Raw genomic sequence first — 23,665 nt, forward strand, 5'->3', positions numbered from 1 at the left:
CAAGTTGTAATCTGTATACCGAATGAGAACGTTAAACCCGTAAGAAAAAGCTAAATGATTTGTATTTACATATAGGAATGTAAAGTGAAGGGTATGGGGTTCGCTGTTTGAAAATCAAATTAAACCGGAAGTATGTTAACCCAATAGGAAGTATACGTTTGCAATCTGACGGGAAGAACCTCTGTTAATTGTTTGAGAATACGGTCAGTGTCATACAAGGAAAACACACCAGTGACGGTCAATGAAGTCAGTTCAGGGCTGGCCCGCAGTACCCCTGGGCGATAACGAGATAATTCTTCAACAAATTTGTTTAATGGCATATTGGCAACAGCCAGTTTGTGAGCAGTCCAAGCTATATCAGAGGCATCTGCTGCAAAGTCTTTTATAAAACCAAACCGATTAAAGTCAGCCCCCAACCCCGAGTCAATAACATTCGTGCTGCTAGATTGCGCTGGTTGGATCTGTACCCTTCCCTGGTATACGGCCAATTGAACTTGTTCACTCATAACTCTGACGGTAAAACGCGTTCCTAATGGACGTAGCACTCCCTCTCGTGAAACTACAGTCAAAGGCAAAGGATTTGGAGAAGTTTCAATATAAACCTCTCCCTCATGCAATAGAATTTCACGTTTGTTCTGGTCATAATTAATATCCAGCCGTGTAGTGGTATTTAGGAACAGTCGCGTTCCATCTGCCAAAGCTAAATTCTGTATTTCACCAGTATGGGTGGCGTAGTCCGTAGAATTAATAGCCATTGAAGTGAAATAACCGGTGCCAAGCACGCCGAGACCAATGCCAAGACCTCCATAGGAAATGAACTGGCGGCGCGAAACTGATTTATGTTGCCTTAATAATTTGCTGCCAACTTCTGGATCTGGCACAACTTGAAAACGTTGTTGTAACTGCTGTACTTTCAGCCAAGCCTGTTCATTTTCTGTTGCTGCAGCACGCCATTCCTGACAGGCTAAATGATCTTTTTCTGTTGCGTCATCAGCCCATAACCGTGCCATCCATTCACAGGCTTGTTTAATGGATTGTTTCGACGTTGGTTGCTCGCCCAAGTTTTTTTCAAACATTATTTATTTCTCGGTTTTGCTAAATACCTTGTGGCATTTTCGCTAAACCCGCCAACAAAAACAAATAATTATCATTTAGATTTGTCAGCCAGCTCACTGGTTCCGTTGAATGACTCTTCAATAAAACAGTTAAATCTGGTGTCTTATAAGCTTTCGATAATAAATTACAGCCACAAAAAAAAGGGGCGATAAACGCCCCTTTCTCAATCGAACTTTTAGTAACTGCTTATTTTTTCGCAGCAGCTTCGCGCTCTTTAACTTCTTTAATAACTTCTTCTGCCACATTTCGTGGGCATGGCAGGTAGTGCAGGAACTCCATTGAGAACTGACCTCGACCGGATGTCATGGTACGCAGAGTACCGATGTAACCGAACATTTCGCTCAGTGGGACTTCAGCTTTGATACGCACGCCTGTTGCGCCCGCATCCTGCGATTTGATCATGCCACGACGACGGTTCAAGTCACCGATAACATCACCGACGTTATCATCCGGGCAGAACACGTCTACTTTCATGATAGGTTCCAGCAATTGTGGACCGGCTTTCGGAATGGTTTGACGGAAAGCGCCCATTGCAGCAATTTCAAAGGCCATTGCTGATGAATCCACGGCATGGAATGCACCATCGAACAGGTTAATTTTAACATCAAGTAATGGGAAGCCTGCTAACACACCACGACCCATCATTTTCTTGAAGCCGGCTTCAACAGCTGGCCAGTATTCACGAGGAACACTACCACCGGTTACAGTTGATTCAAAATTGAAACCGCTGCCTGGCTCACCTGGTTCAATGATGTAGTCGATACGACCGAATTGACCAGAACCACCCGATTGTTTCTTGTGGGTGTAACTGTCTTCGATTTTTTGCGTAATAGTTTCACGGTAAGCAACCTGCGGCTCACCAACAATTACATCAACGTTATGGGTACGCTTCAGGATATCGACTTTGATATCCAAGTGTAATTCACCCATACCTTTCATAATGGTTTCACCGCTATCGTCGTCGGTTTCAACACGGAAAGAAGGATCTTCTTTAATCATTTTGCCCAGTGCGACACCGAGTTTTTCAGCGGCAGCTTTATCTTTAGGCGCAATAGCGATTGAGATAACTGGATCCGGGAATACCATTGGTTCCAATGTCGCCGGGTTTTTCGGGTCACATAAGGTGTGACCGGTCTGAACATCTTTCATACCGACGATGGCTATGATATCACCAGCATGTGCGTAATCCAGTTCGTTACGGTCATTGGCATGCATTTCCACCATACGGCCAACACGCTCTGTTTTGCCGGTGAAAGTATTAAGGATGGTATCGCCTTTTTTCAATTCGCCTGAGTAGACACGAACGAAGGTCAATGCGCCGAAACGGTCATCCATAATTTTGAATGCTAAGGCACGTAATGGGCCTTTGATATCAACGATAGCGTGTTTACCAGTTTCGTTACCTTCCAAATCAACTTCTGGTTGTGGATCAACTTCAGTTGGATCAGGCAAGTAATCAACAACAGCATCCAGCACTAACTGCATACCTTTGTTTTTGAATGAGCTACCGCAGTAAGTCGGGAAGAAATCCAATTGCAAGGTACCTTTACGGATACATCTTTTCAGATCTTCGATAGAAGGTTCTTCGCCATCTAGGTACTTACCCATCAAATCATCATCAAGCTCTACAGCCGTTTCGATCAGTTTTTCACGCCATTCTTCGATAGCATCAGCCATATCAGCTGGTGGCTCTCCAATGGTGTAATCTTCAGCATTTTTGTCATCTTTCCAGATCCATGCTTTGCGGGTCAGCAAGTCAACAACACCGGTAAATTCATCTTCGACACCGATTGGCAGAACCATAACCAGCGGGGTTGCCGCCAGAACGTCTTCAACCTGTTTTACAACACGATAGAAGTCAGCACCAATACGATCTAATTTGTTGACATAGATCAGGCGGGAAACTTCAGAGTCATTCGCATAACGCCAGTTGGTTTCTGATTGTGGTTCAACACCACCACTACCACAGAAAACACCGATACCGCCGTCAAGTACTTTCAGTGAACGGTAAACTTCGATAGTAAAGTCAACGTGGCCTGGAGTATCGATAACGTTCAGTCGGTGACCTTTCCACTCACAGGTAGTCGCCGCTGATTGGATAGTAATTCCGCGTTCGGCTTCCTGATCCATAAAGTCCATTGTGGATTCACCGTCATGGGTTTCACCAGACTTATGGATTTTGCCGGTCAGTTTAAGGATACGTTCGGTTGTGGTGGTTTTGCCCGCGTCAACGTGAGCGAAAATACCAATATTTCTGTACTTGGATAAATCGGAAGAAGCCATAATCCTGTCTCTTTTGTGTGAAAAACCGATGTTGTTACATCATCAGGGAGTTAAACCCGCAAATTCTAAACTACAATGCTTCGGGATGCATCCCGAATTGATATCAAAGCCTCTAAGTGCCCTGATAGCAGTCTTTTGAAATTTCGGATTGAATTACTACGCACTTAACGGGCGCATTTTTGCGATTTTTAGCGTAGTTTTTTCTGTAATGGCAACCATTGATGCCGATACACCACGCCCGGTGTGGCAAACACCAGAAACAAACTCAAGGTAGTGACAAAAAACTCCCACTGCTGGGGATAAATATTACCTGCATATTGCTGCTCAAAAGCGATGGAGACCAGTAGAGCTACAAAATAATATACCACTACTTCAAACAGTCTCAACCAGGCATTTTTACCATTTTTTAACGGGATAAACAGAAATAATCGTGAGTTTACCCAAGGTAAATTTGCCAGCACAAACATAATCAACAGCAGTAACCAAATCGACATTTTTAAACCTAACTAAATATTCTGGCGCAAAGCGCAAATAAACTTCCTGGAAACAGACCGAGTAACAGTACTGCTAATACGTTGCCACTCAGCAGGTACTGCATTGAGGTTGTGGCTGCAATATGGGGCTTTTCGGTGGCTGTGTCGAAGAACATCACTTTGACCACCCGCAAATAATAATACGCACCAATAACCGACATCACGACGGCAACAATTGCAACGGCGAGTAAATTAACATCGACGACTGATTTAATCACGCCTAATTTCGCATAGAAACCGGCCAGTGGTGGAATACCTGCCATGGAAAACATCAGTAACAGCATCATCAACGCATGCCAGGGATGACGTTGTCCAAGACCTTTAAAGTCTTCTATCTCTTCAGCTTCAAAGCCTTCACGACTCAGCAGCAGAATCATACCGAAACTGCCTAACGTCATCAGTGCGTAAACCAGCGTATAAAACAATGCTGCAGCATAGCCTGCCTGGGTTCCGGCCAAAACACCCAATAACAAAAAGCCAACGTGAGAAATGGTGGAATACGCCAGCATCCGTTTTAAATTGCTTTGTGCAATTGCCAGCACATTACCCAGGATGATCGATAACGCCGCCAGCATGATCAGCATATCGCGCCACACACTGAGCATATCGCCCATACCTTCCGTCAATATGCGTATCAATAACGCAAAAGCCGCTATTTTGGGTGCACTGGCCACAAATAAAGTAATGGCTGTGGGCGCCCCCTGATAGACATCCGGTAACCACATATGAAACGGTACCGCACCAAATTTAAAACCGATACCAATCACCAGAAACACAATGCCCAGACTCAGCACTGTCTGATTCAAGTCTTCAGTGTCTAAGGCTACTGCAATGGCCTGGATACCTAATTCACCAGTGACCCCGTAGATAATCGACATGCCGTAAAGCAACATGCCCGAGGCCAATGCGCCCAGGATAAAGTACTTCATTCCGGCTTCGGTAGCGGCAAATGAATCACGTTGCATTGCTACCATGGCGTACAGACAAAGCGACATCAGTTCCAAACCTAAATACAGCGTCAAAAAGTGATGTGCCGAAACCATTACCAGCATGCCCAGGGTGGCAAACAACGCCAGTACATAAAACTCGCCTTGCAATAAATTTCGGGCCTGCAAATAACTGTAGGAATAACTCAACACCAGCATATTCACCAGACAGATCGCTAGTTTAAGCACATCGCTTAGCGGGTCTTTGATATAGGTTTCCGAAAAAGTCAGGCCACCCTCGCCCATCATCCAGAAAACCGTCAAAAAGGTTACTAACAGACTCAATTGGCTTAATGCATGTACTAAATTGATTCGACGATTAACGGTAAATGCCACCACCAGCAGCACAATGCAGCACATAGCCAGCATCAGCATCTCTGGCAGGGCAAACAGCATATTTGGAACCTCAAACGCCATCTGGTGTGTCCTTTAAAGCTTTGACTGAGTGATTTGCAGCAGCAGATTATCTACTGACGCATGCATCACATTTAGTAACGGATCTGGCCAAACACCAATCACTAATACAATAACCGCCAGACTTGCCAATAGCAGCATTTCTCGTGAATTAATATCCTGTAATTTGGCGACTTCATCATTGGCGATCTCGCCAAAAAATACCCGTTTGACCATCCACAAGGTATATGCCGCCCCCAGAATTAATGTCGTGGCCGCCAGAAAGGCATACCAGAAGTTAGCCTGGAACGCTGCCAGGATCACCATAAACTCGCCGACAAACCCCGAAGTACCGGGCAATCCGGCATTAGCCATCGCAAAGAACACGGCCAGTGCGGTAAATTTCGGCATGCTGTTGGCAACACCACCATAGGCACTGATTTCACGGGTATGCATTCGGTCGTATAACACACCGACACTGAGAAACATCGCTGCGGCAATAAAGCCATGCGAAATCATCTGTACCATCGCACCTTCGATAGCCAGCACCTGACCATTACCGATGCCGATAGTGATTGCCTCATTGGCGGTAATCCGAAAGATTATAAACAAGCCCAGGGTGACAAAGCCCATATGGGCAATACTTGAATAGGCAATCAGTTTTTTCAGATCCGATTGGGCCAGCGCGACAAAACCGATATAAACAATGGCGATCAACGATAAGCCAATGACCAGCCAGTCCAGTGTCATACTGGCATCCGGGGTAATCGGCAGAGCAAAACGTAGTAGACCATAACCACCGATTTTCAGCGTGATCGCCGCCAGAATCACCGAGCCACCGGTAGGCGCTTCAACGTGTGCATCAGGTAACCAGGTATGTACTGGCCACATTGGTATTTTTACAGCAAAGGCAATTAAAAATGCCAAGAAAATCCATATTTGCTGGGTTAACGTCAAACTGACAGTGTGAAAATCCAGGATGGTAAAACTGCCAGCCTGAAATTGCAGGTATAACAGTGCAATCAGCAAAAAAACAGATCCAAAGAAAGTATAGAGGAAAAACTTGATAGTGGCATAGACCCGGTTTGGTCCACCCCAGATACCAATCACCAGAAACAATGGAATCAGCATTGCTTCAAAAAACAGATAGAACAGAATGGCATCCAGTGATGCAAACACGCCCAGCATCAAGCCTTCCATAATCAAAAAAGCAGCCATGTATTGCGCTGCCCGATCCTGAATGACCTGCCAACCGGCGATTACAACCAGAACTGTAGAAACCGTGGTCAGGATTATCAGTGGCATAGAAAAGCCATCTATGCCCAGATAATACTCGATATTAAATGTGGCAATCCATGACAAACGTTCAACAAACTGCATTTCATGACTGGTGACATCAAAGCCGATGTACAGCAAAAACGACAGCAGCATGGTCGTTAAACTGATAACTAAAGCCAGTTGGCGGGCCAAAACATGATTTTGTTTACAGAACAAAAGCAAACCGCCGCCGATAATTGGCAGCAAAATCAATATACTGAGCAGCGGGAAGTCCATCATTTAATCAGCTTGCTCCTAAACCACAAACCAGGTGAGCAACAGCCACACCCCGATAATCATTACAAAGGCGTAATGGTACAAATAACCGCTCTGCATTTTGCGCCCTACTCTCGAGATTAAGCCCACTGTTCGTGCTGCACCATTAACCACTAAACCATCAATTAACATTCGATCACCAACGCGAGAGAACAGCCAACCCAGACCTCGTGAACCACCGGCAAAAACTCTGTCATTGAATGCATCAAAGCCGTATTTGTTTTCCAGAATTTGCCATAGCCACATCAGTCGATGCTGAATTTTGGCTGGCAGATCCGGACGTTTGAGATACAAATACCAGGCGGTTACTAAACCGGCCATCGCCAGCCAGAATGGTGCTGTCATCAACCCATGAGTAATAAACCCAGCCAAACCATGATAGTTTGCTGCTGCCAGCACATCATGTTGAGGCATAACGGTTATCGCATCGTTGAAGAAATTGTCATACACTAAAGTGCCAATCAAATAGCCCGCCAATACCGATGGAATCGCTAGTAGAATCAACGGCCAGGTAACTACACTGGGGGATTCATGCGGCGGATGGCCGTGTGCATCAAAACGTTCTTTACCATGGAACACCAGAAACAAAAGCCGGAAGCTGTACAGACTGGTGACAAACACCCCAATCATCACTGCCCATAAGGCAAAACTACTACCGGGAATGGTGGACTCATGTACCGCCATAATAATGGCATCCTTAGAGAAAAACCCCGCCAACCCAGGAAAACCAATTAACGCCAGCGTACCAATCAGACTGGTCCAATAGGTGATTGGCAGATATTTTTTCAGCCCGCCCATCTGCCGAATATCCTGCTGATGATGCAAGGCCAGAATGACCGAACCGGCCGCTAGAAACAGCAATGCTTTAAAAAATGCATGGGTGAATAAATGGAAAATTGCCGCAGAATAAGCCGACACACCAAGTGCCACTGTCATATAGCCGAGCTGTGAGAGTGTCGAATAAGCGATAACTCGTTTGATATCGTTCTGAATTAAACCCAAAAAGCCCATAAACAAAGCGGTAAACGCACCAATCACCAGAATAAATGCCAATGCGGTTTCAGAGTATTCGTATAAAGGTGACATTCTTGCCACCATAAAAATACCCGCCGTGACCATTGTCGCAGCATGGATCAATGCGGATATCGGCGTTGGGCCTTCCATCGAATCCGGTAACCAGACATGCAGTGGCACCTGCGCTGATTTACCCATTGCACCGATAAATAGCAGAATGCCAATCACTGTCATTAATGACCAGGCATGATTGCCAAACAAGGTAATCGTCTGACCGGCCATAACCGGTGCCTGATTAAACACTTCCAGATAATCCAGGCTGCCGGAATACATTAATACGGCAGCAATACCCAACAGAAAGCCGAAATCCCCCACACGATTGACCAGAAATGCCTTGAGATTTGCGTAAATTGCTGTGGGCTTTTTGTACCAGAAGCCGATTAGCAGATATGACACCACCCCAACCGCTTCCCAGCCGAAAAACAGCTGCATAAAATTATTGGCCATGACCAGCATCAGCATCGAGAAGGTAAACAGCGAGATATAACTAAAAAAACGGCTGTAGCCGTCATCGTCATGCATGTAACCAATGGTATAGATATGCACCATAAGCGAAACAAAAGTCACAACTGCCATCATCATAGCGGTTAATGAATCCACCATAAAGCCGACTTCAATACTGAGACTTCCGACCTGCAACCATTGATATACCGCCTGGTTATAGGTCGCGCCATACATGACCACCAGCTTCAACACCCAGAGCGATAAAAAGAACGCAATACTGACACCGGCAATTGCAACACGATGTGACCAGTTACGGCCAATCTTCCTACCCAACAATCCAGCAATAATGCTACCGATTAATGGTGCTAAAACGATGGTCAGTAACAGTGACTGGGTCATGCCATTAACCCTTTAACCGGTTGAGAACATCAACATTGATGGTGCTGAGATTGCGGAATAATACGACCAGAATTGCCAAACCTATTGCTGCTTCGGCTGCAGCGACGGTTAGAATAAAAAATACAAACACCTGACCAGCTGCATCACCTGCGAAATACGAAAAGGCAATAAAGTTAAGATTCACCGCCAACAACATCAACTCAATGCACATCAGCAGGATAATGATGTTTTTGCGATTGAGAAAAATACCGGCAACAGACAGACTGAATAAAATAGCAGCAACAATTAGAAAGTCAGATAAAGCAATCATGGTTTTTGTTTCCCATCCTGGCATTTTTCCGAGGCCATTTTGACCAGACGTACGCGGTCTTTACTACGAACTTTGACCTGCTCAGCTGGATCCTGGGTTTTCCGTTTGTTGGGTCTTAAGGTCAGCGTAATGGCTGCGACGATGGCCACTGTCAGAATCACCGAAGCGATTTCGAATGGATAAACATAAACCGTATACAACAGTCGGCCCAACGTTTTGGTATTACTTTCATCAGAACCTTCAGGAACTGGCACTTGATCCAAACCAAAATTTGCGGCCCCCAAGACTGCAATTAATTCCAGCACAATCAACACCGCGACTAACAAACCCAACGGCAGATAACGGGTAAAGCCCTCTTTAAGCACGCTGGTATCTATGTCCAGCATCATGACCACAAACAGGAACAGCACCAGCACCGCACCGACATATACCAATACCAGACTGATCGCCAGAAATTCGGCTTCCAGCATCAACCAGATGGCTGCACTGGTAAAAAAGGCCAGCACCAGAAACAATGCTGCACGCACCGGATTTCGTACCGTAATCACCATGGTGGCGGCAAACAGTAATATGCCAGCAAAAAAATAAAACAGTATTTTTTCCATAATTATCCGGCCTATCGATAAGGCGCATCAGCCTCCCGGTCAGCAGCGATTTCCGGCTCGTATTTATCGCCAATCGCAAGCAACTGCTGTTTATCCATAATATTTTCACCACGATTTTCAAAGTGATAGGCAAATACCCGGGTTTCTACTATCGAATCGACGGGACAGGATTCTTCACAAAATCCGCAGTAAATACATTTGAATAAATCGATATCATAGCGCGTGGTTCGGCGGGTGCCGTCTTCACGGGGTTCGGTATCAATGGTAATCGCCAATGCCGGGCATACTGCTTCACACAACTTGCAGCCGATACAGCGTTCTTCACCATTGGGATAACGGCGTAATGCATGCAAACCACGGAAACGTGGCGATTGCGGCGTTTGTTCTTCGGGATATTGCACCGTGACCTTACGGGAGAACAAATGTCGACCGGTCAAGCGTAATCCTTGAACCAATTCCCATAAAAAATAGCTTTTAAAAAAGTGACGTACGGATTGCATCATGAGGTAGTCACCTCGACAACGTCGTTAAACCAAGGTCCAATATCGAACACCTGCATAGTCGATATGATCACCAGCCAAACCAATGTCACTGGAATAAACACCTTCCAGCCAAGACGCATCACTTGATCATACCGATAACGAGGGAATGTGGCACGGATCCATAGGTAGATAAACAGGAAAAAACTTGTTTTCAATAGTAACCAGACCAATCCCGGCACCCAGGAGAACATTGACTCCAGCACAGGAATACCCTGAAAGGGCGATAACCAGCCGCCCATGAATAAGGTGGCGGCCAAAATCGAAATCAAAATCATATCGGCGTATTCAGCGAGGAAAAATATCGCAAACGCCATACCGGAATATTCCACGTGGAAACCGGCAACAATTTCGGATTCGCCTTCAGCAATATCAAATGGCGCTCGATTGGTTTCGGCCACGCCAGAAATAAAATACACGACAAACAAAGGTAACAAAGGTAACCAGTACCAGTAAAAAATGCCACCTTGCTGAGCCATCACAATTTCACTCAGATTCAAACTACCAGCAGCAATCAATACTCCTACCAGAGCAAAGCCCATGGCTATTTCATACGAAACGACTTGAGCAGCACTACGCATCGCACCTAAAAAAGCATAACGTGAATTAGAAGCCCAACCCGCAATTACAATGCCGTAAACCCCCATTGAGGTGATGGCCAATACATATAATAATCCAGCATTGATATCAGCTAACACCATGCCCGCATCAAACGGAATAACGGCCCAGGCGGCGAGCGCTGGCCCTATTGCCAGAACCGGCGCTAATACAAACAGATATAGATTGGATCGACTGGGCACAATAACTTCTTTAAGTAACAGCTTGAGACCGTCGGCAATCGGTTGCAATAAGCCACGTGGCCCAACACGGTTCGGTCCAATACGCATCTGAATATAACCAATTATTTTTCGTTCGGCTAATGTCAGATAGGCAACCGCCAACATCAAAATCGCTATGATCAGTAGAATCTTTCCGATATTGGGTAACAAGTGCTGAGTAAGCAAATCAAGCATTTGCCATCTCCGTGACAGCAGACAATTGTACTTGACCGAATGCCATACCCAGTTTTGCCGCGAGAGGCGAAGCAGCAGAAAGATAAACCATACCTTCCGCTACCTGCTCATCAATCAATACTGTCGTCGTGACGGTGAAATCACCTTGTTGAATCAACACTGGATCACCTTGGTTCACCCCAGATTTTTTTGCCTGATCCGGATGAATGCGCACAATGTCCAGGAATTGATTTTCCGGAGTTAACTGCAGGGCTTTGCTATGCCTGACCAGGCTATCCGTTCGATAAATCGGTACTTCTGAAATCAGTTGTACGGCTTTAGATGGCAAAATTTCGGTGGGAAGATACAGACTATTTTTGGCGGAAGAATGTCGATTCAACTGATCTTCTAACTCCTGACGTACCCCTTCTGATGACACAAAATCAAAACCAGAAAATTTCGAAATATTACCGAGAACACGCAAAATCTTCCAGCCAGGACGGCTTTCTCCTGGTGGAGAAACCGCACCCGTAAAAGACTGCCATTGATGGTCCATCCCGACAAAAGTACCCGAGGTTTCGGCAAATGCCGCCAAAGGCAGTAATACATCGGCATACTCATGCAAGCTGTTGCAATGAAAACTATTTATCGCTACCACAAAACCTGCTCGTTGTAAGGCAAGTTGAGCAGCAGATGGATTGGAACAGTCAAATTCCGGTTCAATATTAAATAACACATACGCACGTAACTGCTCGTCCCAGACTGTTTTAGCATCCAGCCCCGGCTTTGAGCCTGTCATCATTTCGCTGTACGGAATGGCACCGGCCAAGTGCAAAGCCTGACTATTCGCCTCAGGAAGGATCAATAGTTGTGCACCCGTTAGTTTACTGATAAGTGCTGCCATGGCGCGGATTACTGAAGCTTGGGGATGTTGATTCGCTATGGCGCCAACTACAATCAATGGCTGATTGGCATTCGCCAATTGCATTGCAATATTCTGTTCGGTCGCCGAGGCCGCTTTTTCCGATACCAGATGCTCCCATTCTTTTGCTAACGTAGCATCTAGATGTAATAACGCTTTAGCGACGCCCCTTAATAATGAAAATAACTGTGTAGAATTAACAACAACCTGCCGCTCCACAGGCATCAACAAATCTGTTTTGAAAAAATTAATATCCGTTATCAATCCGCCAGCACAGGCAGATTGCCGAATCCGATGAGCCAACAAAGGAGCTTCACCGCGAACATTACACCCCAGTAAAACAATCGCATCACTTTGTTCAACCTGTGCCAGAGACACTGGACTAAATTGTTCGTGACCGATATCGTTAAAATCCTGTTGGCGTAAACGATGATCAATATTATGGCTACCAAAATTCCGAAGCCATTTCTGGAACAGATAAGCTTCTTCAAGCGTAGCCATGGGGGAAATCAAGCCAGCAATTTGGTCAGCACCATTTTTGATCTTAACGTGTTTGAGCCCTTCTACTGCAAACTCAAGTGCCGTCTGCCAATCTGTGGTTTGCCATTCACCGTTTTGTTTAATCATGGGATGTAGCAAACGGTCTGGATGCTTTAAGCCAAGATAACTGAAGCGATCCCGATCTGAGATCCAACTTTGATTGATGGATTCATTATCTCTGGGCACCACGCGCATAACTTCATTTTGCCGAGTATGAATTTCAACATTTGTTCCCAGGGCGTCATGTATTGCTATTGAAGGGTGTGAAGTCATCTCCCAAGCCCTGGCTTTATAGCGGAAAGGCTTGGAAGTGAGTGCACCTACTGGACACAAGTCAATGATGTTGCCGGATAATTCTGATGCCAGGCTATGTTCAACATAGGTGCCAATTTCCATATGTTCACCACGCCCAGTGGCCCCCAACTCTTTGATACCAGCAATTTCCTGACCGAAGCGAACACAGCGGGTGCAGTGAATACAGCGTGTCATATCGGTTTGAACCAGCGGGCCGATATCTTTATCCTTAACTACACGTTTTTTCTCACTAAAACGACTGATGCCGCTACCATAGCCCAGCGACAAATCCTGCAATTCACATTCGCCGCCCTGATCACAAATCGGGCAATCAAGTGGATGATTGATCAACAGAAACTCCATTACACCGCGTTGTGCGGCAAGTGCCATTTCTGATTGAGTAAACACTTTCATGCCTTCCGCCACCGGTGTGGCACAGGCAGGCAAAGCTTTACGGGCTTTATCAACTTCCACCAGACACATCCGACAGTTGGCGACTATTGACAGGTTTTTGTGATAACAAAAACGCGGAATATCAATACCCGCCTCATCAGCAGCCTGAATAATCATTTTGGCTGAATCCACTTTAAGTGGAATGCCATCAATTTCGATATTAACCATAGTTCAACTTCAATTCTGGTTCATCAACCAGGCAACGGTGGTGATCGATGTGATACTGAAATTCATCGCGGAAATGCTTGATAAAGCTGATAACCGGCGCGGCTGCGGCATCGCCCAGAGCACAAATCGTATTACCGTTAATGTTGTTCGCCACATCCACCAGACGATCCAGATCTTCCTGACGGCCTTCGCCATTTTCAATACGTTTAATGACGCGGTATAGCCAGCCGGTGCCCTCACGACATGGCGTGCACTGACCACAGGATTCTTCGTAATAAAAATACGCAATACGCTCCAGTGCTTTGACCATACAGGTGGTTTCGTCCATAACAATTACTGACCCTGCACCCAGCATCGATCCAGCTTTGCCGATGCCATCATAACTCATTGCGGTTTGCATCATGGCTTCTGCAGGCACCACAGGTGTCGAACTTCCACCAGGAATAACGGCTTTGAGTTTATTGCCATTGCGAACACCACCAGCAAGTTCCAATAACTCAGCAAAGGGTATGCCCAGTGGCACTTCATAATTTCCCGGCTTATTGACGTGGCCAGTCATACAAAAGATTTTCTGTCCCCCATTATTTGGAGTACCCAGCTCATGAAACCAGTCCGCACCATGCTGCAAGATGACTGGCACCGATGCCAGTGTTTCGGTATTGTTGATCGTAGTGGGCCGACCATATAATCCATAGCCTGCAGGAAAAGGTGGCTTGTAACGCGGTTGACCTTTTTTACCTTCAAGGGATTCCAGTAATGCTGTTTCTTCTCCGCATATATAAGCTCCAGCACCAGGATGAGCATGAAGTTCAAAATTAAAGCCGCTACCCAGAATATTTTTGCCTAGATAACCTGCTTGGCGTGCTTCGGCTAACGCTTGTTCAAATCGTTCCATCGGCTCAAAAAATTCGCCACGGATATAGTTGTAGCCACGTTGTGCACCAATGGTGTATCCGGCAATGATCATACCTTCAATCAACTGATGCGGGTTATATCGCAGAATATCGCGATCCTTGCAGGTGCCAGGCTCTCCCTCGTCCGAGTTACAGACAATATATTTATCGCCCGGCATCCGCCGAGGCATAAAACTCCATTTCAGTCCAGTAGGAAACCCCGCTCCACCGCGACCACGCAGTGCCGAATTTTTTATGGTTTCAATAATACTTTCCTGGCGGGTCTTTTCATGCAGAATTTTCTCCAATACCTCATATCCACCGATACTGCGATAGGCTTCCATAGACCAGGGCTTATCAAGATGCATAGTACGAAAACAAACCTGATTTTGTTGCATCATTTCACCCCGTCTAGAAGCGCATCAATTTTTTCTTCGGTCAGATGCTCATGATAATCATGATCCAGCAATAACATTGGTGCTCCGACACAGGCTCCCAAACATTCGACTTCTTTTAATGTGAATTTGCCGTCAGCAGTGGTTTGACCGAAACCAATACCCAGCTTTTTTTGTATCCGTCTGGCGATATCTTGCGAACCACATAATTGGCAGGAAATATTGGTACAAAGGCTGATTTTGTGTTGCCCCACTGGTTTGAGTTCGAACATCGTATAAAACGTCGCCACCTCAAACACACTGATCGCCGGGATTCCCAGATAATCCGCCAAGGCACGCATTAAGCCTTCACTAAGCCATCCTTCATGAACATTCTGCAGAATATGCAAGCAGGGTATTACCGCTGATTGTGGCTGTCCGGGTGGATATTTACTGATCCAATTATCCAATTGTTGCCGCACAGTTTCATTAAATAACTGATCTTTGTGGCCAGTAAGTTGTAACATTTCGGTCATCGGTCAATCTCCCCGAAAACAATATCCATTGTGCCAATGATAGCCACCACATCAGCCAGTAAATGCCCTTTAGCCATTTCATTCATCGAAGCCAGATGGGGAAAACCCGGTGCACGTATTTTGACTCGATAAGGTTTATTGGCACCATCAGAAACCATGTAAATACCAAATTCACCTTTAGGGTGTTCCACGGCACTGTAGACCTCACCTTCAGGAACACAATAACCTTCGGTAAAGAGCTTGAAATGGTGAATCAAAGCCTCCATATCATCTTTCATATCTGCTCTGCTGGGAGGAGCAATTTTGGTATTGTCCAGAATTACTGGACCAGGATTGGCACGTAACCAATCAACGCATTGCTGCATAATTTTGTTTGACTGCCGCATTTCCTCGACCCGAACCAGGTATCGGTCGTAGCAATCGCCCTCTTTACCTACTGGAATATCAAAATCCAATCGGTCATACACTTCATAAGGTTGTTTGCGCCGCAGATCCCATTCCACACCGCTGCCACGTAACATCGGGCCAGTAAAGCCTAATTGGAGTGCCCGCTCTGGAGACACCACACCAATTCCCACCGTACGTTGTTTCCAGATTCGATTATCAGTCAGCAGCGTTTCATATTCATCGACACATTTGGGAAAGCGCTGACAAAAATCCTCAATAAAATCGAGCAGACTGCCTTCACGGTTTTGATTTAACTTTTTGACTTCGGCTTCAGAATGCCATTTGGATTTTTGATATTGCGGCATGCTGTTGGGTAAATCACGATACACGCCACCTGGACGATAATAGGTTGCATGTAACCGCGCACCGGAGACTGCTTCGTAACAGTCCATTAAATCTTCACGCTCACGGAAGCAGTAAAGAAATACGGTCATAGCACCAATATCCAGACCATGTGCACCAAGCCACATCAGGTGATTCAAAACCCGGGTCATTTCATCAAACAATACCCGGATGTACTGTGCCCGGACTGGAGGTTCAATGCCCAACAGCTTTTCAATCGCCATCACATAGGCATGTTCGTTACACATCATCGACACATAATCCAGCCGATCCATATAACCAATACTCTGGTTATAGGGTTTGGACTCAGCCAACTTTTCGGTACCCCGGTGCAACAAACCAATATGTGGATCAGCGTGCACAATAACCTCGCCATCCATTTCCAAAATCAGGCGTAATACACCATGTGCTGCTGGATGCTGCGGGCCAAAATTCAGCGTGTAATTTTTAATTTCAGCCATTATTTCTTGGCCTCGCCATGCGGTTGCAGGTAACGGTTATCGTCACGAATCACCCGCGGGACCAGCGTTCTTGGTTCAATACTGACCGGCTGATAAATCACCCGTTTCTGTTCGGGGTCATAAAGCATTTCCACATTGCCAATCAATGGAAAATCCTTGCGAAACGGATGGCCGACAAAACCATAATCCGTCAGAATACGTCGCAGATCCTGATGGCCTTTAAAGAGAATTCCAAACAAATCAAAGGCTTCACGTTCGTACCAGTCCGCCGAATGCCAGATGCTGGTGACTGAATCAATAATAGGCGTTTCAGCAATCAGATCCACCTTCAGGCGCAGTCGATTATTGTGTTGCACTGATAGCAGATGATAAACCACGGCATAGCGAAAGCCTTCGTCCATTTCGTCGATTTGCGAAAACGGTTCACGCGCCCGGCTGAAACCATGTTCGGTGGCCTGTTTGGTTTCCCAGCCACTGTGGCCGTATGCAGAGTAATCCACTCCACATAAATCAATTAATTGGGTAAAACTAAACTCATCGCGTAACGCTTTGCATACCGGGATAATCTGTTCCGCTTCAATATGGATCGTTAATTCGCCACGATTAAACTCACATTCCACCAGCTGATTGACAAAGTGTTGTTGTAATTTATCTTTGAGCGATTTCATGCAACGACCTTATTCTTGTGAGCTTTTAGCGATAGTATTAGTGCGCTGAATTTTTTTCTGTAATTGAATAATCCCGTAAAGCAAAGCCTCAGCGGTTGGTGGACAACCCGGGACATAAATATCCACTGGCACTATTCGATCACAACCTCGAACAACTGAATAAGAATAATGATAGTAGCCCCCGCCATTGGCACAGGACCCCATTGAGATGACCCAACGCGGCTCTGACATCTGGTCATATACTTTACGCAGTGCCGGTGCCATTTTGTTGACCAAAGTACCGGCAACAATCATCACATCCGACTGACGTGGACTGGGCCGAAACACTACGCCAAAACGATCCAGGTCATACCGTGAAGCGCCTGCTTGCATCATTTCAACAGCGCAACAGGCCAAACCAAAGGTCATCGGCCACAACGATCCGGTTCTGGCCCAATTAATTAATTTATCTGCTGAAGTTGTGACAATGCCTTCATGGAGAACGCCTTCTATTCCCATTCCAAGGCTCCTTTTTTCCATTCATAGATAAATCCCACCACCAGAATTCCGAGAAACAGAAACATGGCCAGCAAACCAAATACACCGATTTCATCAAGCACGATGGCCCAAGGGAATAAAAAGGCTATTTCTAAATCAAAAATGATAAACAGGATGGCTACCAGATAATACCGCACATCAAATTTGCCATGAGTATCTTCAAAAGGTTCAAAACCACACTCATAGCTGGAGCGTTTTTCAGCGTCTGGGCGCTGTGGGCCAATAATAAAGCCTGCAATTAAAGGCATGACACCAAAGCCAATGCCAATAATGATAAACAACAAAATGGGGAGGTATCCCTCTAACATGCCGCTCTTCCACTCTTCCGAGATTTAGTGTCTGTGTGACACCTGATAATTATTATTTTTAGTGATATCGTGCTTATTTAATCAACGCCTAATGGTACACATTAACGTGTCGTATTTGAAGCACGTAATGACAATAATCATAAGTACTAAAAATTAAGCTGTACTGATCCATATAATTACCAACTTATAATTTATGGAAGATAAGATGTGTTTTACCCCGTGGGGCATATACTCTAAAACGATTATCTCCATGGATGATAGTATCATCGGCCCTATACGTTCTTAATCCATGATAATTAATTCTTCTGCTCGCTCCTGACCTGAATTTCAAAGAGTACATTGCAAACGGATTTTCAACTACAACTTGAAAGTCAAGCTACTATCATGTCATGACATCAAGATTGTCGTTTTCACATTTTTACTGCTGAGATATTTATGTATGGTCTAGTTTTTGCTGTTGCTGCGTATGTCATTTGGGGTAGTTTCCCGCTTTATTTCAGTTATTTGAATAGTGTTTCAGCGGTTGAAGTGCTCTCACATCGGATACTATGGTCTCTACTAGCTACTTTGCTGGTAGGCCTTTTTCTTGGTCGTGGCCGTAAATTAGTCAAAACGTTCGCAGATAGAAAACTGCTCTTCTGGTTGGCATTATCCTCTTTGCTGATTGCGATAAATTGGTTGATATTCATCTGGGCAGTTTCACAACATCGAGTACTGGAGGCCAGTCTAGGATATTTCATTACTCCGGTAATGAGTCTGCTATTGGCGAGATGGTTGCTTAAGGAACAGTTGCATCCATTACAGGCCTGGGCTGGGGTTCTGGCCACCGTTGCTGTTTTATGGGAATGGTTCAGTCTCGGCAAGCTGCCTTGGGTGGGATTATCCCTCGCTCTGGCATTTGCCCTTTATGGCCTCATCAGAAAAAAACATCCCGTGGATGGGGTCAACGGGCTGACCATTGAAACTTTGTGGCTGGCACCCTTAGCTTTGTTCTGGATTCTCTGGCAAGCATCAAACAGTGATTATAATCTCGTCTTTGGTGATACAGCACAATTGACCTTGTTATTAATTGGATCAGGCCTACTGACCGCCTTACCGTTGGTTTTGTTCGCCATGGCCGCCACCCGTGTCGATTTATCCGTGGTGGGTTTTATTATGTATATCAACCCGTCAATTCAGTTTGTGATTGGGGTATATGTACTTAAAGAAGCTTACCCCCCGGAACGGTTGATTACCTTTGGAATAATCTGGATGGCATTGATCTTGTTTGTAGCAGGCATGTGGAAAAAATATCAACAGCACCAGGTTTCGGCATTTAGTCAGTAAGAACTCATGTTTGAGAATACCGTTCACACGTTCTGCTAACGCATTTTGATAACAGTCATACCCATCGGTCATAGAAGGTTTGATGGCATTGGCGTTAAGGTGGTTTTGGTATTCCTGTGAACAATACTGCACCCCTCGGTCAGAGTGATGAAGCAATGGCTGTGTGCTCAGGCGATTTCGTATCGCCTGTTTTAAGGCCCGGCTAATATCTTTCACGGTCATCGTGTGTGAGACATCATGCCCCATGATCTTCAGACGACAGCTCGTCCGAGTTTAATTCCATAGGCGTCAAACTTGGGCTTGAGCAGATGATACAGCTTCCGTGTGCCAAGCCGGGGCATAAAGCGCCGGATGTCTTGAACCATTTCCATCACTGGCTGCAAGGCAACTGCACGCTCGCAGAAGCGACTTTCAGCCTGATATATGGCTTGGCGGGAAAGTCCCATGATGCGACATAACCGGGTTAAGGTTATTTGAGCTTGGCTCTGGAGTTTCCTAACCCCATAGTGACAAGCTTTTTTCGCAGCTGGGTTCCTTGTGTCGTATCAATGTAATCAATCATCTCATTGAGCACGAGATTTCTCAGCTTTTCATCCTCAAGCTGGCGTTCAAGCGCTTTTATTTGCTGTTCAGGTGTGGGATTGGTGTGAGTCATAGGCATTAACCTCAATGGATGCCAGTCTTGACGGCCATGTTTTCGAAGCCAAACGAGGACAGTACTTCGTCCTTGGATCCCATAATGAGCTTGTGCTTGCTTATACGTCAACTCGCCTTTTTCTACCTGGTCAACAATGGCTAATTTAAAGGCCAATGTATAATCTCGTTGCGTACGTTTATGTCTTGACTTTTATGGCTTGTCCATAATTAAGTCTCCAGTGTGTCAACTTATTTCAGGAAGAATCACAGATATAAAAAAGCCGACCACAATTACTTGTGACCGGCAAAAGGAGCAGTTGCCTGCCCCTAGCTGAAAACTTTATCTGACAAACATCCGTGTCTACAAATAAAGCTAAAACGATTTTGAAACAGAGATTACATAACGTTCATCAACAATCTGATGATTGTTATCAAAGCCGTAAAAATCGTGTTTTCCTTTCTTTATATCGGTATCGTGGTAACGCAAATCGACATTAAAGCCAAACACATTACGACTGATACCTATGTTCCAATGCGTCCAGTCCAACTCTTCTTTGCCGTTGCCATTGGCATCCAGATTAGGGCCACTGTTATCAAAAAATTGATAGCCCAGACTACCTGACAAAGTAAAACCGTGCGGTAATGTGTAGCTAGGGTGGATGGCAATATTATGTGACTGCAAATCTTCAACTCCGAACCAGTCAGTCAATGTCGGTGAATACTCAAGCTTGATATTTACTTTGCCGAATTGTTTATCGACGTAGTTAAACATTTCCAGATAATTTGAATCGCGGTCGCCCGGATACACATACTGGAAAAACATACCGTTGTAGTTAACTCCGGTGTCGGCGATATCCTGAGTCGAATAACCCACATAAGGACCCCAGATAGCGTTAATTTTTGGATTATTGCCCTCGGAATCATTACCGGGAAACATATTATTGGCAAGGTAATAACCGAGGTAAACGCCAGTATTATGTGTCCAGGTAATAGCACCTTTTAACGAGGGAATATCACCATCGTTGGTCTCTGATTCACCACGAAAGACATAATCAGAAGCAAATTCCACCCAAGTGGAAAACTTGCCACCAAAGACTTCCTCACGGTCTAAATAATCTACAAAAGCCACAGACTCTTTGGCTGCTTTTGCAGGGCCAACTTCAGCTTGTCCAGAATCTGCAAAACTGGCCGAGCTGATGACGGTACCGGTCATCAATAAAACCAGGTGATTTAATTTAAAAGTTTTCATTTAACATTTACCTCGTCAACGAGTGAGGCCTGAATAACCGGCCGGCAGGTAGAGAATTCTCCAGGCACCATGCCCTGAACGACTTCTGATACAGCGGGTTTTACAAAACTAACCGGCGGCTCTGCTGTTGGATAAGTCACGGTAATTTCCGCAGGCAGATCCTGGCTTTCGCTATTTTTAATGCCGCGTGAAGTGTTATAGGGATCGGTAAAAACACCGTAATGACCGGGCTGCATTTTGTAGGTCACTGTTTCAGTTCCCATACCTGCGTTAGCCAGATATTTATTTGGATCAGTCCAGTCACGGCCATCAAGGTTTGAATAAAACTTGATATCTACCAACAAGGCATCACAAAGTGGTGTGACTTCCTCATAAGTTGTTGGCCACGATGAGCCACCCGAGGTGTCTGGATATCTTCCCCAGTCGCCACCTTTTAACGGGCAGGCACCACCAGAATCATACGAAGCCCGATCCGGATGGTGAACGCCGTAGAGCGGCAGGCCGATTGCCTGACCAATATCGCCATTCTCTAAATGAAAACGCGGGGTTTTAGTAACAGTGCTTTTGAGCTCGGCACCCTTTCCACCCAGCGATTCAAAATAAGGCCCTGCCGGACGAATATACTGATGGTCCGTGTTATCCGGGTTGTCATACACCGCGGTCAGAAAAATATACGGTTTATTAAAGAAAGTTCTTTCAACCAGATAAAACTCGCCTTTCGTTTTATCAGCATCAACCGCTTGCCAGTTAACATGCAATGCATCTTTGCCGGGTTGGCCAACATTTACCCACGAACGGGCATCGGGTAAATGATTCAACCGCAGGACTTTGGCGTAGTTTTCTTTTACATCTAGACCCGCCCGTTTCCCCAATGGTCCAATCTGATTGGCGCCCGGCTGACTGAAAGCAAAATCCAGTGCCATTTTGGCGTAGGGATAATCATTGCCAGACATGGTGCAATAATAATTAGCCAAATCAATCGGCTCATGATCTGCATATTGCTGATCAAAAATCGGATGATTAATCGGCAAATCTACGAAATTTAATTTGCCCTCTTCATTAAACTTTTGATCAGGATATTTATAGCCTGACCAACTTTCCTCTGGCAGGTAGTAGCTGTAGTTGTCTTCAATGTGCTGCTGATTTTCAACCGCCAGAATATCGGCAGCTTTATCCAGACCCTGGCCATCTCTTTTCAGATAAAAGCGGACCGTGCCATTTTCCTGGATACGCCACAGGCCATGCTTACCCTCACCTATCATGGTGAACACCTGCTCAACCACGTTGACAAAACGGTAGGTGGAGTTGGTGCTCATATAACCGTAATAAACCGGCAGATGCGGGATCTGTGAATGGGTTTTATCCGGACGACCAACGCCCAACAGCGATTTTTGTTTATTGTCCTCAGTGACCATTTGGTCAAAGGTATAAAAAAATGGATCGCCACCTGTCAGATCAATTATGTCTGCTGCATGAATACTACCAACAGCAGTGATCGACAGGCTTAATGAAAGTATCTTGCTGAGTTTGATTTTGTTCATTTCTCTCTCCTTCAAAAAATAAGGATGTCTGCCAGCATTGTTATTATTATTTGCTGTTTTATTACTCAAACATCCCGGCAAATGGTTGTTGGACTAGAACACTGTTCGCTGGCCACAAGCGAATGCCAGCCCTGAGCTATCAGTCGAAAAAGTGATGGTTGAACCATTCGGGAAGAACAAAACATCACCCGGCTTGGCTGATACTTCTTGTTTGCCATCGGAAAAAGTAATATTGCCTTCAAGCATGACTTTGATGTCATCGTAATCGTAGGTATAAACCAGAGGATTGCCCGCTTCGATTCTGAACAAACCGCATGAAATCGGTGACTGCGGATGACCGGAACCGACAATATCTTCAAAAAACGCTGCAACGCCCGGCTCTTCCATTGAAGAAAGCTCCATTTGCTGGGCATCGGGGAAAAACTTCAGGTTTTTACTGACCCCATCATGCTCAACCACACCATGTGCCAGGGCCATTGCACTAACTGTTAAACCTATAGCGGCAGCACCAATCATCGGTAATCTGATATTCATTTCTGTATCTCCAAAAATATTTAACTAAATGCATTCAATGATTTAGCAGATTTCATAGCTTCTGCTCTGTCACGTTCAGGAAAAAAGTCCTGCATGCGTTTTTAGTTATATTCCCGTCAAATATTACCTGTCAAGTAATTTATTACTCATTAAGTAATTTACTCGCTAT

21 protein-coding genes and 1 pseudogene are annotated in these 23,665 nt (G+C 45.3%); 1 reads left to right on the forward strand and 21 read right to left on the reverse strand.

The annotated features are described in order from the left end of the window. Positions 1-119 precede the first annotated feature (119 nt). The 17 genes from Q7A_RS12655 to ndhC all read right to left on the reverse strand — a co-directional run bounded on the left by Q7A_RS12655 (position 120) and on the right by ndhC (position 18,210). Positions 120-1,076 (reverse strand): FecR domain-containing protein, encoded by a 957-nt coding sequence (locus Q7A_RS12655; protein ID WP_014708006.1) that lies wholly within the window; start codon positions 1,074-1,076, stop codon positions 120-122. 226 nt (positions 1,077-1,302) lie between these two features. Next, a complete protein-coding gene (gene fusA, locus Q7A_RS12660) occupies positions 1,303-3,399 on the reverse strand; it encodes an elongation factor G (protein WP_041354697.1) in 2,097 nt (698 codons plus the stop codon). A 188-nt stretch (positions 3,400-3,587) separates the two neighbouring features. Further along, positions 3,588-3,893, reverse strand: coding sequence for a DUF2818 family protein (locus tag Q7A_RS12665; RefSeq protein ID WP_014708009.1), 306 nt, complete (start codon positions 3,891-3,893; stop codon positions 3,588-3,590). Positions 3,894-3,901: 8 nt separating this feature from the next. After that, positions 3,902-5,335 carry an NADH-quinone oxidoreductase subunit NuoN gene (gene nuoN / locus Q7A_RS12670; RefSeq protein WP_014708010.1) on the reverse strand — a complete coding sequence of 478 codons (1,434 nt, stop codon included), beginning with the start codon at positions 5,333-5,335 and terminating at the stop codon, positions 3,902-3,904. A 12-nt stretch (positions 5,336-5,347) separates the two neighbouring features. Next, positions 5,348-6,868: an NADH-quinone oxidoreductase subunit M gene (locus Q7A_RS12675; protein ID WP_014708011.1), complete on the reverse strand. Its 1,521-nt coding sequence runs from the start codon at positions 6,866-6,868 to the stop codon at positions 5,348-5,350. 15 nt (positions 6,869-6,883) lie between these two features. Further along, a complete protein-coding gene (nuoL, locus tag Q7A_RS12680; RefSeq protein ID WP_014708012.1) occupies positions 6,884-8,821 on the reverse strand; it encodes an NADH-quinone oxidoreductase subunit L in 1,938 nt (645 codons plus the stop codon). Between the two features lie 4 nt (positions 8,822-8,825). Continuing rightward, positions 8,826-9,131, reverse strand: a complete 306-nt coding sequence (gene nuoK / locus Q7A_RS12685; protein ID WP_014708013.1) for an NADH-quinone oxidoreductase subunit NuoK — start codon at positions 9,129-9,131, stop codon at positions 8,826-8,828. Further along, positions 9,128-9,736 (reverse strand): NADH-quinone oxidoreductase subunit J, encoded by a 609-nt coding sequence (locus Q7A_RS12690; protein ID WP_014708014.1) that lies wholly within the window; start codon positions 9,734-9,736, stop codon positions 9,128-9,130. The genes nuoK and Q7A_RS12690 overlap by 4 nt, the downstream gene beginning before the upstream one ends. An 11-nt stretch (positions 9,737-9,747) precedes the next feature. Then, complete coding sequence (gene nuoI, locus Q7A_RS12695; RefSeq protein ID WP_014708015.1) at positions 9,748-10,239, reverse strand: NADH-quinone oxidoreductase subunit NuoI; 492 nt, start codon at positions 10,237-10,239, stop codon at positions 9,748-9,750. Beyond that, the gene (gene nuoH, locus Q7A_RS12700) at positions 10,236-11,288 is read right to left on the reverse strand and encodes an NADH-quinone oxidoreductase subunit NuoH (RefSeq protein ID WP_014708016.1); all 1,053 of its coding nucleotides are present in this window, start codon (positions 11,286-11,288) and stop codon (positions 10,236-10,238) included. The genes nuoI and nuoH overlap by 4 nt, the downstream gene beginning before the upstream one ends. After that, positions 11,281-13,644, reverse strand: a complete 2,364-nt coding sequence (nuoG, locus tag Q7A_RS12705) for an NADH-quinone oxidoreductase subunit NuoG (protein ID WP_014708017.1) — start codon at positions 13,642-13,644, stop codon at positions 11,281-11,283. Before nuoG ends, nuoH begins: the two co-directional genes overlap by 8 nt. Then, positions 13,637-14,935 (reverse strand): NADH-quinone oxidoreductase subunit NuoF, encoded by a 1,299-nt coding sequence (gene nuoF, locus Q7A_RS12710; RefSeq protein WP_014708018.1) that lies wholly within the window; start codon positions 14,933-14,935, stop codon positions 13,637-13,639. Before nuoF ends, nuoG begins: the two co-directional genes overlap by 8 nt. Then, positions 14,935-15,447 (reverse strand): NADH-quinone oxidoreductase subunit NuoE, encoded by a 513-nt coding sequence (gene nuoE, locus Q7A_RS12715; protein ID WP_014708019.1) that lies wholly within the window; start codon positions 15,445-15,447, stop codon positions 14,935-14,937. The genes nuoF and nuoE overlap by 1 nt, the downstream gene beginning before the upstream one ends. Further along, positions 15,444-16,697 (reverse strand): NADH-quinone oxidoreductase subunit D, encoded by a 1,254-nt coding sequence (locus Q7A_RS12720; protein WP_014708020.1) that lies wholly within the window; start codon positions 16,695-16,697, stop codon positions 15,444-15,446. The genes nuoE and Q7A_RS12720 overlap by 4 nt, the downstream gene beginning before the upstream one ends. Next, a complete protein-coding gene (locus Q7A_RS12725; RefSeq protein ID WP_014708021.1) occupies positions 16,697-17,365 on the reverse strand; it encodes an NADH-quinone oxidoreductase subunit C in 669 nt (222 codons plus the stop codon). Before Q7A_RS12725 ends, Q7A_RS12720 begins: the two co-directional genes overlap by 1 nt. Positions 17,366-17,374: 9 nt before the next feature. Next, positions 17,375-17,863, reverse strand: coding sequence for a NuoB/complex I 20 kDa subunit family protein (locus Q7A_RS12730; protein WP_014708022.1), 489 nt, complete (start codon positions 17,861-17,863; stop codon positions 17,375-17,377). Further along, positions 17,854-18,210 carry an NADH-quinone oxidoreductase subunit A gene (gene ndhC / locus Q7A_RS12735; RefSeq protein WP_041354701.1) on the reverse strand — a complete coding sequence of 119 codons (357 nt, stop codon included), beginning with the start codon at positions 18,208-18,210 and terminating at the stop codon, positions 17,854-17,856. The genes Q7A_RS12730 and ndhC overlap by 10 nt, the downstream gene beginning before the upstream one ends. A gap of 435 nt (positions 18,211-18,645) precedes the next feature. Between ndhC and rarD the strand changes: the two genes are divergently transcribed. Next, complete coding sequence (rarD, locus tag Q7A_RS12740; RefSeq protein WP_014708024.1) at positions 18,646-19,536, forward strand: EamA family transporter RarD; 891 nt, start codon at positions 18,646-18,648, stop codon at positions 19,534-19,536. Here the strand turns inward: rarD and Q7A_RS15580 are convergent. The 4 genes and pseudogenes from Q7A_RS15580 to Q7A_RS12770 all read right to left on the reverse strand — a co-directional run. Next, positions 19,513-20,347, reverse strand: a pseudogene (locus tag Q7A_RS15580) (DDE-type integrase/transposase/recombinase); the annotation flags it as partial. The gene rarD and the pseudogene Q7A_RS15580 sit on opposite strands and share 24 nt — an antisense overlap. 198 nt (positions 20,348-20,545) lie before the next feature. Further along, a complete protein-coding gene (locus Q7A_RS12760; RefSeq protein ID WP_014708025.1) occupies positions 20,546-21,421 on the reverse strand; it encodes a TorF family putative porin in 876 nt (291 codons plus the stop codon). Beyond that, on the reverse strand, positions 21,418-22,962 hold the full coding sequence (locus tag Q7A_RS12765) for a hypothetical protein (protein WP_014708026.1): 1,545 nt from the start codon (positions 22,960-22,962) through the stop codon (positions 21,418-21,420). Before Q7A_RS12765 ends, Q7A_RS12760 begins: the two co-directional genes overlap by 4 nt. 93 nt (positions 22,963-23,055) lie before the next feature. Next, positions 23,056-23,496: a cupin domain-containing protein gene (locus Q7A_RS12770; protein WP_014708027.1), complete on the reverse strand. Its 441-nt coding sequence runs from the start codon at positions 23,494-23,496 to the stop codon at positions 23,056-23,058. Between the last annotated feature and the right edge of the window lie 169 nt (positions 23,497-23,665).

Origin of the sequence: Methylophaga nitratireducenticrescens (assembly GCF_000260985.4) — a bacterium.
GTDB lineage: Bacteria > Pseudomonadota > Gammaproteobacteria > Nitrosococcales > Methylophagaceae > Methylophaga > Methylophaga nitratireducenticrescens.

What these genes read in the sequence shown, in the direction of transcription:
- nuoK (WP_014708013.1), bottom strand. Translation starts at nt 9,131, where the DNA reads ATGATTGCTTTATCTGACTTTCTAATTGTTGCTGCTATTTTATTCAGT.
- Q7A_RS12770 (WP_014708027.1), bottom strand. Translation starts at nt 23,496, where the DNA reads ATGAATATCAGATTACCGATGATTGGTGCTGCCGCTATAGGTTTAACA.
- Q7A_RS12665 (WP_014708009.1), bottom strand. Translation starts at nt 3,893, where the DNA reads ATGTCGATTTGGTTACTGCTGTTGATTATGTTTGTGCTGGCAAATTTA.
- Q7A_RS12655 (WP_014708006.1), bottom strand. Translation starts at nt 1,076, where the DNA reads ATGTTTGAAAAAAACTTGGGCGAGCAACCAACGTCGAAACAATCCATT.
- nuoE (WP_014708019.1), bottom strand. Translation starts at nt 15,447, where the DNA reads ATGACCGAAATGTTACAACTTACTGGCCACAAAGATCAGTTATTTAAT.
- fusA (WP_041354697.1), bottom strand. Translation starts at nt 3,399, where the DNA reads ATGGCTTCTTCCGATTTATCCAAGTACAGAAATATTGGTATTTTCGCT.
- nuoI (WP_014708015.1), bottom strand. Translation starts at nt 10,239, where the DNA reads ATGATGCAATCCGTACGTCACTTTTTTAAAAGCTATTTTTTATGGGAA.
- Q7A_RS12730 (WP_014708022.1), bottom strand. Translation starts at nt 17,863, where the DNA reads ATGGGAATAGAAGGCGTTCTCCATGAAGGCATTGTCACAACTTCAGCA.
- Q7A_RS12675 (WP_014708011.1), bottom strand. Translation starts at nt 6,868, where the DNA reads ATGATGGACTTCCCGCTGCTCAGTATATTGATTTTGCTGCCAATTATC.
- nuoG (WP_014708017.1), bottom strand. Translation starts at nt 13,644, where the DNA reads ATGGTTAATATCGAAATTGATGGCATTCCACTTAAAGTGGATTCAGCC.
- nuoL (WP_014708012.1), bottom strand. Translation starts at nt 8,821, where the DNA reads ATGACCCAGTCACTGTTACTGACCATCGTTTTAGCACCATTAATCGGT.
- Q7A_RS12765 (WP_014708026.1), bottom strand. Translation starts at nt 22,962, where the DNA reads ATGAACAAAATCAAACTCAGCAAGATACTTTCATTAAGCCTGTCGATC.
- Q7A_RS12720 (WP_014708020.1), bottom strand. Translation starts at nt 16,697, where the DNA reads ATGGCTGAAATTAAAAATTACACGCTGAATTTTGGCCCGCAGCATCCA.
- nuoN (WP_014708010.1), bottom strand. Translation starts at nt 5,335, where the DNA reads ATGGCGTTTGAGGTTCCAAATATGCTGTTTGCCCTGCCAGAGATGCTG.
- nuoF (WP_014708018.1), bottom strand. Translation starts at nt 14,935, where the DNA reads ATGCAACAAAATCAGGTTTGTTTTCGTACTATGCATCTTGATAAGCCC.
- Q7A_RS12760 (WP_014708025.1), bottom strand. Translation starts at nt 21,421, where the DNA reads ATGAAAACTTTTAAATTAAATCACCTGGTTTTATTGATGACCGGTACC.
- Q7A_RS12725 (WP_014708021.1), bottom strand. Translation starts at nt 17,365, where the DNA reads ATGAAATCGCTCAAAGATAAATTACAACAACACTTTGTCAATCAGCTG.
- rarD (WP_014708024.1), top strand. Translation starts at nt 18,646, where the DNA reads ATGTATGGTCTAGTTTTTGCTGTTGCTGCGTATGTCATTTGGGGTAGT.
- nuoH (WP_014708016.1), bottom strand. Translation starts at nt 11,288, where the DNA reads ATGCTTGATTTGCTTACTCAGCACTTGTTACCCAATATCGGAAAGATT.
- Q7A_RS12690 (WP_014708014.1), bottom strand. Translation starts at nt 9,736, where the DNA reads ATGGAAAAAATACTGTTTTATTTTTTTGCTGGCATATTACTGTTTGCC.
- ndhC (WP_041354701.1), bottom strand. Translation starts at nt 18,210, where the DNA reads ATGTTAGAGGGATACCTCCCCATTTTGTTGTTTATCATTATTGGCATT.